Below are 10,085 nucleotides of genomic sequence, written 5' to 3'. Positions count from 1 at the left end.
GCGCGGCCCCCCCCCCCACCCTGCGGCGAAGGAATTACTTCTGCTGCGGCTTGTTGCCCGCGTCAGGGGCTTTCTTGGTGTCCTGTTCCTGCTTCTGCTGCTTGGCCTGCGCGTCCTTGCGGTCCTGTTCGGACTGCGGACCGTTCTGGGCAGTAGCGGCGTTCTTGACGTTGTTTTCGTTGTTCTGCATGTTGGACATGGGTAACTCCAAGGCGACGTTATGTCGCACTGCCATCGTGCACTTGGCGCTGTTACGCGAGGGTCGCACTTGCATGAGCACGGGGTCAGGGCTGTCTCAACGAACGCTGGTAATGCGGTGCTTTTCGGCTGAACAGGGAGATCGCAGCCGCGCATGCACGCTGCACGCGCGCGATCACGCACAATAGGCTGTCTTTGAGCTGATCGTTGTTGGAGGTGCCATGAAACGTGTCGTCCTGCTGGGCCTGGGGGCGCTTGCGCTCGCAGCGTGCTCCAAGCCTGAGCCCGCCGATCAACCGGCCACGCCTTCGGCGTCCGAATCGCCCGCCGCTGAGGCGCCCGCCGCATCATCCGCTCCTGCGGCCGCCCAGCAGTCGCCCTCGTTCGATTGCGCCAAGGCGCACTCCGAGGCCGAGCAGCAGGTGTGTGGCGACGCTCGCTTGGCCGCGCTGGACCGCCAGCTGGCCGCGCTCTACAAGCGCGTGCAGACCAGCCCGGACGAGCTGGACATCGCAGCCGAGCAGCGTGGCTGGATCAAAGGGCGCGATGCCTGTTCGCGCGCGGTCGATCCGCACCGTTGTCTCGTGGAGTCCTATCAGACCCGGCTGGTCGAGCTGACCATCAATGGCGGCGGCATCCAGGTGCCGGCCAAGGTCGAGTATCGCTGCGATGACAACAGCAAGCCGGTGACGGCGGTGTTCTACAACGACATCGACCCGACCGCGGCCGTGGTCAGTTGGGGCAATGACCAGGCGATCGTGTTCCCGGTGCCGGTCACTCGCGAGGAAAACAACGGTGGCCGCTGGGGGCGCGAAGGTGTCGACCTGCGTACCCACAACGACCAGACCACGCTGGAGTTCTACGGCACCACGCTGCAGTGCCAGATCGCCAAGTGATGGCGGCCCCCGCCGCGTTGCTCAAGGCACGCGGCGGTAACGCACCTCGTTCTGGCGGTCGCCCACTTCGGTGGTGACGAAGCCCTCACGGCTCTGGCTGATGTCGAACACGCTGCTGCCGACGTTGAGCTGGCCGCCATTGACCCAGCCATTCAACGACTGCCCACGCGTCTGTGCGCTCATGCGGCCGTCGCTGTCGATGCGCATGCGGATGTCGGCGTTGAAGGTCGGGTTGTAGCCCTCGAATTCGCCGATCATCCAGGTGGGCACATAGGACGTGTGGCGCGCGCCCTGGTAGTTCTCGTCGTCGTAGCGCGCATCATCCTTGTCGGCGTTGTGCGCCAACGCGCCGAGAATCGCCGCGCCGATCAGAACGCCGGCCGCGACCTTGGCGTCGTGGTTGTCCTTGTCGTGGCGGTCATCGCGATCGCTGCCGCCGTGCACCCGGAACGAGGCGCGGCAGCCATCGTCGACCCATACCTCGCGGCGGTCGTAGTCCCAGTTGCGGCCCTGGCGGCAGTCCGCACCGGACAGTTTGCGGTCCAGGGTGACGTAGCCCGCGCGGGGCAGGGTGCAGGACTGATAGCGGTTGTCGCGGCTCTCGCAGGTGACGAAGTCATCCGCGCGCGCATCTTCCAACGGCAGCATCAACAGCAAGGGCGTGGCCAGCAGCATACGGAAGAGCATATCGTCGATTCCGGCAAGGAAAAGGAGCGTGTCACATCGTATGGAAAGCGGGAGGCCCCGTTCCCGGCACCGACGATGGCCACGCGGACATGAAATCCGGATGAAGATCACTGCGCTGCGCGCGCGGACGGCTGCAGGCCGCCGCACGTGACTCGCCTCAGGCGCAGGCCGCCAACGGGTGCTGGAAGCAGGCACGGATCGCGTCGAGCAGCTCGCTCATGCTGTAGGGCTTGGGCAGAAAATGCATGCCCGGGCCGAGCTGAGGCACCACCACGGAGGGCTCCAGGCCCGAGGTGACCAGCACCGGCAGCCCGGGCTGTTCCTGCTTGACCCGATGCGCCGCCTCGATGCCACTCACCGCGCCCAGGCAGACATCGGTGAACACCAGATCGAAGCGCTCGCCGGCCTGCAGCAGGCCCAGTGCGGCTTCGGCGGAGCTGACCGCAACGACTTCGCACGCCTGGCTTTCCAGTGCCATGCGGCTGAGCTCGCGGGTGTCTTCGGTGTCTTCGATCAACAACACGCGCGGTTCGGGATGGTGCTTGGACAACAACATGGAGCGTGGTTCCTGCTTACCCCCGGAGAGGGGCGCGCAAGTATCGCGGGGCGCTGGTGAGGAGATCGTCGACGCCGCCCCAATGCCGGGTGAACCCAGCGATGCCATGCCACCCATGCCGCTCAGGCAACGGCCGGCGGCCGCCTGAGTCGGCGGTGCCAAGCCCACACCAGCCCGACCGCCAAGCCCGCTGCCGACAGGCGCAGCACCGTCGCCGGCCAGCCGACGGCGGTCGCCTCGGTGATCACGAAGACGTTCCAGGCCAGGTTGAGCGAGACGTGCAGCGCCAGCCCGCTCCACAGGGTGTAGTCGTCCAGCGTATTGAGCCAGGCGAACACCAGCCCGCCGATGCCGGTGATGGCGAACACCTGCAGCGCCATGCCGCCGCCGCCACCGAATGACCACCAGTGGATCGCACCGAAAATCACCGCCTGCACCAGCGCGGCGGCCAGCCACGGCCAACGCTGCTGGCGGTGCGCAAAGATGAAACCGAAGCCGCGGAAAATGATCTCCTCGGCCAGCGGGAACAACACCCCGAGCATCAACAGGGCCAGCAGGTCCTGGGTGGGATTCACCCCGCCCAGCCACCACAGGCCGAGCCAGCAGGGCAGGGTCGCCAGCAGGGCCAGCGCCGGGCCCTGCCAGCCATTCCAGCGCAACCCGAGCAGCGCATGCAGGCGTTGACCGGGGCGCAGCAGCAGCGCAGCCACCGCCAGCACCAGCAGCACGCCCAGGCCGTTGTCGAGGATGGCGCCGCCATAGGGAATGGGCAGCTTCGGAATTGGCGTGCCCAGCCACGCGGCGAGGTCGCGCAGATTGATCGACACGGCCAGGGTCAGCACCACCGCGCAGGCGGCCAGCCAGGTGGGCAGGCGAAGGGACGGCATGGGACGCTCCATATCCAGGGACGGCGTGGATTGTTCGTCATTGCCACACCAGCAGCATGGGGCATAGGTCGGGGGGCCATCGGTCATGGCCGCGTTGCACCACGGTCAGGTGCGACCGGCTAGAGTGCGGCTTTACCCCTTGGACGACCGCCCATGCAATGCCCCGTATGCAAAACCCAAGCGCTGCAGATGTCCGAGCGCCAAGGCATCGAGATCGACTACTGCCCGCAGTGCCGTGGCGTGTGGCTGGACCGAGGTGAGCTGGACAAGATCATCGAGCGCTCGGCTGGTGCCGCCGCCCCTGCGCCGGTGCGCGCGGCCGCACCGCCGCCGCCGGCTGCCGTGCAGCACCGTGATACCCGCCACCTGGGCCAGCAGCAGTACGGCGACCAGCAGGGCTACCGCAAGAAGAAGAAAGAGAGCTTCCTGTCGGACCTGTTCGACTTCTGATGCATGCCTGCGCTGCGCTCAGGCGCGGCGCAGGATGAACTCCCGGTCGACGCTCTCGCCGACCGGGAAATCGTATTCGCCCACCTTGCGGCAGCCATAGCGTGCGTAGAAGCGTTGCGCACCCAGATTCTCGGACCACACGCCGATCCACAGCGTGCGCCGCCGCGGTTGATCCAGCCATGCCAGGAACGCGTCCATCAGGCGCGCGCCGTGACCACCAGCCTGGTGGCTGGCGAGCACGTACAGTCGCTTGAGCTCGATATCGCCCTCGCTGGCCTCGGCATGCGGCAGGCTGTTCGGGCCTGCGGCGAGATAGCCCACCACACGGTCGCCGTCGTCCAGCAGCCACGCCGCGTTGCGTGGATCGGCGAGCTCGCGGCGCTGCGGCTCGGCCGAATAGTGGCTGTGCAGGAACGTGTGCAGGTCCTGAGGCGGGTAGGAATCGCCGAAGGTTTCGGTGTAGGTGGCGATGGCGATCGCCGACAGCGCAGCGGCATCGGCAACGGTGGCACGGCGGATGGTCAACGTCATGGCACAAGGCAGGCAGGTGGGGCCGGCAGCTTACGCCATCGCCCGGGGTCGGCCGTGGTTCCGGGTGCATGAGGCACCCGGAACCTGTCATGGCTGCTGGATCAGAACCAGACCCGCACGCCCGCCACCCAGCGGGTATCGCGCGCACGTTCGCCGGCTGCTTCGTGGTAGTCGGCGGTATCACCGAACATCCGCTCATGGCTGATGCCGATGTAGGGCGCGATGCGGCGGCTGAACTCGTAGCGCAGGCGCAGCCCGGCCTCGAGCTTGTTGAGGCCGGCGCCATTGCCATACGCCGGCTCGTCTTTCGCCGAGAAACTGGCTTCCACCAGCGGCTGCAGGATCAAGCGGTTGGTCAGCAGCAGCTCGTACTCCACTTCCACCGTGGCGGCGAACTGGCCGCCTTCGCCGACATAGGCCGTGGCCGAGGTCTCGAACTTGTACGGCGCCAACCCCTGGATGCCGAACGCCGCCCAGGTGCGTGAATCGGCCGGGCGGAAATCCTGTTTCACGCCGAGCAGTACGTCCCACCACGGCGACACGCTGCGGCCGTACATCACTTCCAGGTTGGCCGATTCGGTGCGGCCGTCACTGCGCTCGCCTTCGCTGCGCAGCCACAGCCGGTGGATGTTGCCACCGACCCAGCCGCTGGCCTCCCAGGCCTGGCCGGTACCGTGCTGGCCGTCCCAGTGTTCAAGGCGGTTGACCAGCAACATGCTGTGAATCTCCGGCGCATGCTCCATCGCACCGTGGTCGATCGGCGGGAACGCAGCGAGGCGGTCGGCGGCGGTCACGGCAGGAATCGGTTCGAGCGGTTCGATGGGCGCAGGCGGCTTCGGTGGGGCATGGCCCATCGCGGCGTGATCCATCGTTGAATGGTCCATCGTCGAGTGGTCCATCTGGCTGTGATCGGTGCTGCCATGGTCCATCGTCGAATGGTCCACCTTGCTGTGATCGGCGCTGCCATGATCCATCGTTGAATGGTCCATCTGGCTGTGATCGGTACTGCCATGGTCCATCGTTGAATGGTCCATCCTGCTGTGATCGACGCTGCCGTCATCCGCCGGTGGCGCATCGGTCGTGGTCGTGGTCGGCATCGTGGAATGGCCGGCGTGCGACTGTGCCCAGGCCGGTGCGGACAACGCCAGCAGCAGGCCGGCGCTCAGTGCGGACAGCACGGTGAGAGACGAGCGGCTCATTCTTCGATCCTCACTTCGCGCATCATGCCCGCTTCCATGTGGTACAGCAGGTGACAGTGGTAGGCCCAGCGGCCGAGTGCGTCGGCACGTACGCGGTAGGTGCGGCGGGTGCCCGGCGGCATGTCGATGGTGTGCTTGCGCAGGTGGAACTCGCCGTCCGCGTTTTCCAGATCGCTCCACACGCCGTGCAGATGGATCGGGTGCTGCATCATCGTGTCGTTGACCAGCACGATGCGCATGCGCTCACCGTAGTTCAGGCGCAGCGGTTCGGCGCTGGCGAACGGGATGCCGTCGAAGGACCAGCTGAATTTCTCCATGTGGCCGGTCAGGTGCAGCTCGACCTCGCGACCGGGATCACGCCCATCGGGATCGTCGAACAGGCTGCGCATCGCGCCGTAGGTAAGCACGTTGCGGCCGTTGTCGCGCAGGCCGATACCGGGATCATCCAGCTTGGGCTCGGTGGCCATGCTCTGCATGTCCACCAGCGGGTTGCCTTGCTCGCTGGCCGGGTGACGCGGCGCTTTGGGATCGGCGCCGTGCGCACCGTGGCCCATGCTGGCACCGCAGCCGCCTTCCATGCCCTTCATGTCGTGGCCCGCCATCCCGCCTGCGGCATGCCCCATGTCATGGCCCATGTCGCTCATGGTCAGCAGCGGACGCGGGTCGCGCGCGGGAATCGGCGCCTGCAGGCCGTGGCGCACGGCCAGCGTGCCGGCGGCGTAACCGGTGCGGCCCATGTCCTGGCAGAAGATCGTGTACGCGTCCTGGCCGCTGGGCTCGACGATCACATCGAAGGTCTCGGCCGGGGCGATGCGGAATTCATCGATGCTGACCGGGTGGATGTACTGGCCATCGGCGGCGACCACGGTCATCTTCAGGCCGGGGATGCGCACGTCGAAATAGGTCATCGAGCCGCCGTTGATGAAGCGCAGCAGCACCTTCTCGCCGCTGCGGAACAGCCCGGTCCAGTTGCCGGCCGGGGCGGTGCCGTTGAGCAGGTAGGTATAGGTGTGGGCGTTGATGTCGGAGATGTCGGTTGGCGTCATCCGCATCCGGCCCCACATGCCGCGGTCGGCGGTGGCCGCGGCCCAGCCATCCTTGCGGACATCGCGCAGGAAGTCGGGCAGGGTGCGCTTGTAGTAGTTGTCGTGCTCGGCGAGCTTTTTCATGCGCCGGAACAGCGCGCCGGGGTCCAGGTCGGTCCAGTCCGAGAGCAGGATCACGTGCTCGCGGTCGACGCGATACGGCGCCGGTTCGAGCGGGTCGATGATCAGCGCGCCGTACAGGCCGGCCTGTTCCTGGAACATGGAATGGCTGTGGTACCAGTACGTGCCCGACTGCTTGAGGGTGAAGCGGTACTGGTAGGCCTCGCCCGGCGCGATGCCGTTGAAGCTCAGGCCGGGCACGCCATCCATGTTGGCTGGCAGCAGCAGGCCGTGCCAGTGGATGGAGGTGGGGTGGCCCTGCAGCGCATTGGCGACCCGGATGTTGACCGTCTGGCCTTCGCGCCAGCGCAGGATCGGCGCGGGCAGGCTGCCGTTGACGGTGATCGCCGGGCGGGTGCGGCCGGTGAAATTGGCCAGCGATTCGCCGATGCTCAGCTGCACGTCATGGCTGCTCAGGACCTGCGGGGCGCCGGCAAGACCGGGGCCGGCGGCGGCGAACGCACGCGGACTCAGGCCGGTGGCGGCCAGGCTGGCGACCACGCCGCCGGCAGCCACGCCCTGCACGAACAGGCGGCGTGACGGCATGGGCGGGGTGCCCGTGCCGGGTATTTTGGGGAAAGACATTGCAACTCCGAATCCGATTCGAATGGCACACGGGGTGCCGTCATCGCACACACGCCGGGGCGCATGCGCAGAGCCTCAGGCCGGCGCTCGCAGCGCGCGGCGGATCAGGCGATCGGAGGGCGGGTGATACGGTCCAGCGGTGGTGTCGGCAGGCTGGGATGCACGGTGTTCAGCGGCGACATCGACACCGGCGGCGGGGTCGCCAACCAGGCGACCTGGACGGTCAGGCTGGGTTGCTGGGCGCAGCTGCGCAGGCAGTCCTTGATCTTGCAGTGGTCGCCATCATGCGGGGCCTGGGCGCCGGTGTCGGCGGTGGCCATGGTGTGGTGATCGTGTGCGGCGGGCATCGGCGCGTCGCCATGGCAGGGCGGAGTCGCGCTGCTGGCCACGGCCGGTTCGGCCAGGGCCAGTGCCATCGGGCCGGCCATGGCCACGTTCAGCCCATTGAGCAACAGGCTGAGCATCAGGACAACTCGCAGGAGCAGGCCACTGGCGGACATGGGGCTCACCTTACTGCCAAACCCTGGCGGCCGCACCTGCGGCTGAACGCAGGGTTCAACTCTGGAGCCGGGTCTGGCTGAGCGCGCGGGGGCATCAGCCTTCCTCGCGCACGATCTCGACCAGGCGGTCGCCGTAGCGGGCCAGCTTGGTGCCGCCGATGCCACCGACCCGGCCCAGCGCGTCGACGCTGGTGGGGCGCTGTTCGGCGATATTGCGCAGGGTGCTGTCGTGGAAGATCACGAAGGCCGGCACGTTCTGCTCGCGCGCGAGTTCGGCACGCAGGCCGCGCAGCGCATTGAACAGCGCCAGATCCTGCGGCAGCACCGACAGGCCGGTGCGCTGGCCGCTGCGGTCACGCTCGCGGGCGGCCTTGGGTGTTTCGCGGCGCATCATGACCTTGCGCTGGCCCTTGAGCACCTCGCGGCTGCCATCGGTCAGGCGCAGGCCACCGTACGCGCTGCTGTCCACCTCCAGCAGGCTGGAGGCGACCAGCTGGCGGAACACGCTGCGCCAGCTGCGGGCATCCAGGTCCTTGCCGATCCCGTAGGTACTCAGCTCGGTATGCCCGAACTGACGCACCTTCTCGTTGTCACCGCCGCGCAGGATGTCGATCAGATGACCGACACCGAAGCGCTGCCCGCTGCGGTAGACGCAGCTCAGCGCTTTCTGGGCGGCGACGCTGGCATCCCAGGCATCCGGCGGCAGCAGGCAGTTGTCGCAGTTGCCGCAGGGCTGGGGGTAGGTTTCCCCGAACCCGGCCAGCAGGACCTGGCGGCGGCACTGCATGGATTCGCAGTAGCCGAGCAGGTGGTCGAGTTTGGACCGTTCGAGCGTTTTGCGGTCTTCGCCGGCTTCGGACTGTTCGATCATCTGCTTGAGCAGCACGACATCGCCGAGCCCATAGCAGAGCCAGGCTTCGGCAGGCTCGCCATCGCGGCCGGCGCGGCCGGTTTCCTGGTAATACCCTTCCATTGATTTGGGCAGATCGGTATGCGCGACGAAGCGCACGTCCGGTTTATCGATGCCCATGCCGAAGGCGATGGTGGCGCACATGACGATGCCATCCTCGCGCAGGAAGCGGCGCTGGTTGGCGGCGCGTACCTCGGCGGGCAGGCCGGCGTGGTAGGGCAGGGCGTTCATGCCCTCCTTGCACAGGAACTCGGCGGTTTCCTCGACCTTGCGCCGCGACATGCAGTACACGATGCCCGCTTCCTGGCGGTGGACCTTGAGAAAGTCCAGCAGCTGGCGCTTGGCGTTGTCTTTCTGGACGACGGTATAGCGGATGTTGGGCCGGTCGAACGAGCTGACGAAGTGCTGGGCGTTGGTCAGGTCCAGCCGTTCGGCGATCTCGCGCTGGGTTGGCGGATCGGCGGTGGCGGTCAGCGCGATGCGCGGGACGTCGGGCCAGCGCTCGTGCAGGACGGTGAGCTGGCGGTATTCGGGGCGGAAGTCATGGCCCCACTGCGAGACGCAGTGGGCTTCGTCGATGGCGAACAGCGCAATCCGGCTGCGCGAGAGCAGCGAGAGGAAGCGGCCGGTCAGCAGTCGCTCGGGGGCGACGTAGAGCATGTCCAGTTCGCCGGCGAGCAGTTCGCGCTCGACGCGGGCGGCGGTTTCGCCATCGAGGGTGGAGTTGAGGTATTCGGCGCGGACGCCGAGCTGGCGCAGGGCTTCGACCTGGTCCTGCATGAGGGCGATCAGCGGCGAGATGACGATGCCGGTGCCGTCGCGGAGCAGGGAGGGGACCTGGTAGCAGAGCGATTTGCCGCCGCCGGTGGGCATGAGGACGAGCGCGTCATTGCCGGCGGCGACATGCTCGACGATCGCTTGCTGCGGACCGCGGAATTCGTCGTAACCAAAGATGCGGCTGAGCAGGTCGTGCGCGGGGCGGGAAGACATCGCGCTAGTTTACCTTGCCCAGGCTACGGGCCGTGTCCTCTGATGCCGGATCGGTCTGTAGGAAAGCCGAGGCCGGAGCCGGAGCCAGAGCCAGAGCCAGAGGCGCAAAGCGAAGGGCGTGGCCTCCTACGGGGTTGGCGCGGTATGGGTGGGTCTGCTGGACCCGCCGTGAACCCGTCCATGGGGGCTCGATGTGCGCCATCCATGGCGCACAACGGTCCTGCAGACCCACCCACACCGCGCCGTCGACACTTGGCTGGTCTTCAAAGGAGAGCCAGTCCAGAGCCAGTCACGCGCCAGTCAAACGCAGACAGGCGCCAATCGGCGCCTGTCTGCTGTTGCTTGCCTTTGACCTTTGACTTGTGGCCCGAGGCCTGAGGCCTGAGGTCTGAGGTCTGTTACCGCTTGACGAAGAGGCCGCTCTGGCTTGCCCAACCGTCCATCCAGATCTATCTGGCGAGTGGGGGGCCAGGCCCTGACGGGACCGTCAG

General features: G+C 67.1%; 11 protein-coding genes. 2 read left to right on the top strand and 9 right to left on the bottom strand.

The genetic code is table 11. The annotated features are described in order from the left end of the window. Window positions 1-34: 34 nt before the first annotated feature. Complete coding sequence (locus ACE026_RS16805) at window positions 35-199, bottom strand: hypothetical protein (RefSeq protein ID WP_486039985.1); 165 nt, start codon at window positions 197-199, stop codon at window positions 35-37. A 220-nt stretch (window positions 200-419) separates the two neighbouring features. Between ACE026_RS16805 and ACE026_RS16800 the strand changes: the two genes are divergently transcribed. Then, on the top strand, window positions 420-1,094 hold the full coding sequence (locus tag ACE026_RS16800) for a lysozyme inhibitor LprI family protein (protein ID WP_486039984.1): 675 nt from the start codon (window positions 420-422) through the stop codon (window positions 1,092-1,094). Window positions 1,095-1,115: 21 nt separating this feature from the next. Here ACE026_RS16800 and ACE026_RS16795 read toward each other — a convergent pair whose 3' ends face one another. From ACE026_RS16795 to ACE026_RS16785, 3 genes are all read right to left on the bottom strand, one after another. After that, complete coding sequence (locus ACE026_RS16795) at window positions 1,116-1,781, bottom strand: DUF3011 domain-containing protein (protein ID WP_486039983.1); 666 nt, start codon at window positions 1,779-1,781, stop codon at window positions 1,116-1,118. Window positions 1,782-1,938: 157 nt separating this feature from the next. Next, window positions 1,939-2,337 (bottom strand): response regulator, encoded by a 399-nt coding sequence (locus tag ACE026_RS16790; RefSeq protein ID WP_152151904.1) that lies wholly within the window; start codon window positions 2,335-2,337, stop codon window positions 1,939-1,941. A gap of 122 nt (window positions 2,338-2,459) precedes the next feature. After that, on the bottom strand, window positions 2,460-3,224 hold the full coding sequence (locus ACE026_RS16785; protein ID WP_486039982.1) for a CPBP family intramembrane glutamic endopeptidase: 765 nt from the start codon (window positions 3,222-3,224) through the stop codon (window positions 2,460-2,462). Window positions 3,225-3,377: 153 nt separating this feature from the next. On the opposite strand from ACE026_RS16785, the gene ACE026_RS16780 reads away from it, so the two are divergent. Continuing rightward, entirely contained in the window at window positions 3,378-3,674 is a 297-nt protein-coding gene (locus tag ACE026_RS16780) for a TFIIB-type zinc ribbon-containing protein (RefSeq protein WP_088432901.1), read from the top strand. 18 nt (window positions 3,675-3,692) lie between these two features. Here ACE026_RS16780 and ACE026_RS16775 read toward each other — a convergent pair whose 3' ends face one another. From ACE026_RS16775 to recQ, 5 genes are all read right to left on the bottom strand, one after another. Then, window positions 3,693-4,205 carry a GNAT family N-acetyltransferase gene (locus ACE026_RS16775; protein ID WP_486039980.1) on the bottom strand — a complete coding sequence of 171 codons (513 nt, stop codon included), beginning with the start codon at window positions 4,203-4,205 and terminating at the stop codon, window positions 3,693-3,695. Window positions 4,206-4,306: 101 nt separating this feature from the next. After that, entirely contained in the window at window positions 4,307-5,404 is a 1,098-nt protein-coding gene (locus ACE026_RS16770; protein ID WP_486039979.1) for a copper resistance protein B, read from the bottom strand. Beyond that, window positions 5,401-7,194, bottom strand: coding sequence for a copper resistance system multicopper oxidase (locus ACE026_RS16765; protein WP_486039978.1), 1,794 nt, complete (start codon window positions 7,192-7,194; stop codon window positions 5,401-5,403). Before ACE026_RS16765 ends, ACE026_RS16770 begins: the two co-directional genes overlap by 4 nt. Window positions 7,195-7,298: 104 nt before the next feature. Further along, entirely contained in the window at window positions 7,299-7,694 is a 396-nt protein-coding gene (locus ACE026_RS16760; protein WP_486039977.1) for a CopL family metal-binding regulatory protein, read from the bottom strand. 94 nt (window positions 7,695-7,788) lie between these two features. Beyond that, window positions 7,789-9,594, bottom strand: coding sequence for a DNA helicase RecQ (recQ, locus tag ACE026_RS16755; RefSeq protein WP_152151915.1), 1,806 nt, complete (start codon window positions 9,592-9,594; stop codon window positions 7,789-7,791). Window positions 9,595-10,085 lie beyond the last annotated feature (491 nt).

The organism is Stenotrophomonas sp. AGC87, assembly GCF_057333975.1.
The sequence above is the reverse complement of the archived record's forward strand: the minus strand, read 5'-3'. Positions and strand labels throughout refer to the sequence as shown.

Coding starts and splice junctions, on each gene's coding strand:
- recQ (WP_152151915.1), bottom strand. CDS start 9,594: ATGTCTTCCCGCCCCGCGCACGACCTGCTCAGCCGCATCTTTGGTTAC.
- ACE026_RS16770 (WP_486039979.1), bottom strand. CDS start 5,404: ATGAGCCGCTCGTCTCTCACCGTGCTGTCCGCACTGAGCGCCGGCCTG.
- ACE026_RS16765 (WP_486039978.1), bottom strand. CDS start 7,194: ATGTCTTTCCCCAAAATACCCGGCACGGGCACCCCGCCCATGCCGTCA.
- ACE026_RS16795 (WP_486039983.1), bottom strand. CDS start 1,781: ATGCTCTTCCGTATGCTGCTGGCCACGCCCTTGCTGTTGATGCTGCCG.
- ACE026_RS16805 (WP_486039985.1), bottom strand. CDS start 199: ATGTCCAACATGCAGAACAACGAAAACAACGTCAAGAACGCCGCTACT.
- ACE026_RS16785 (WP_486039982.1), bottom strand. CDS start 3,224: ATGCCGTCCCTTCGCCTGCCCACCTGGCTGGCCGCCTGCGCGGTGGTG.
- ACE026_RS16800 (WP_486039984.1), top strand. CDS start 420: ATGAAACGTGTCGTCCTGCTGGGCCTGGGGGCGCTTGCGCTCGCAGCG.
- ACE026_RS16790 (WP_152151904.1), bottom strand. CDS start 2,337: ATGTTGTTGTCCAAGCACCATCCCGAACCGCGCGTGTTGTTGATCGAA.
- ACE026_RS16760 (WP_486039977.1), bottom strand. CDS start 7,694: ATGTCCGCCAGTGGCCTGCTCCTGCGAGTTGTCCTGATGCTCAGCCTG.
- ACE026_RS16780 (WP_088432901.1), top strand. CDS start 3,378: ATGCAATGCCCCGTATGCAAAACCCAAGCGCTGCAGATGTCCGAGCGC.
- ACE026_RS16775 (WP_486039980.1), bottom strand. CDS start 4,205: ATGACGTTGACCATCCGCCGTGCCACCGTTGCCGATGCCGCTGCGCTG.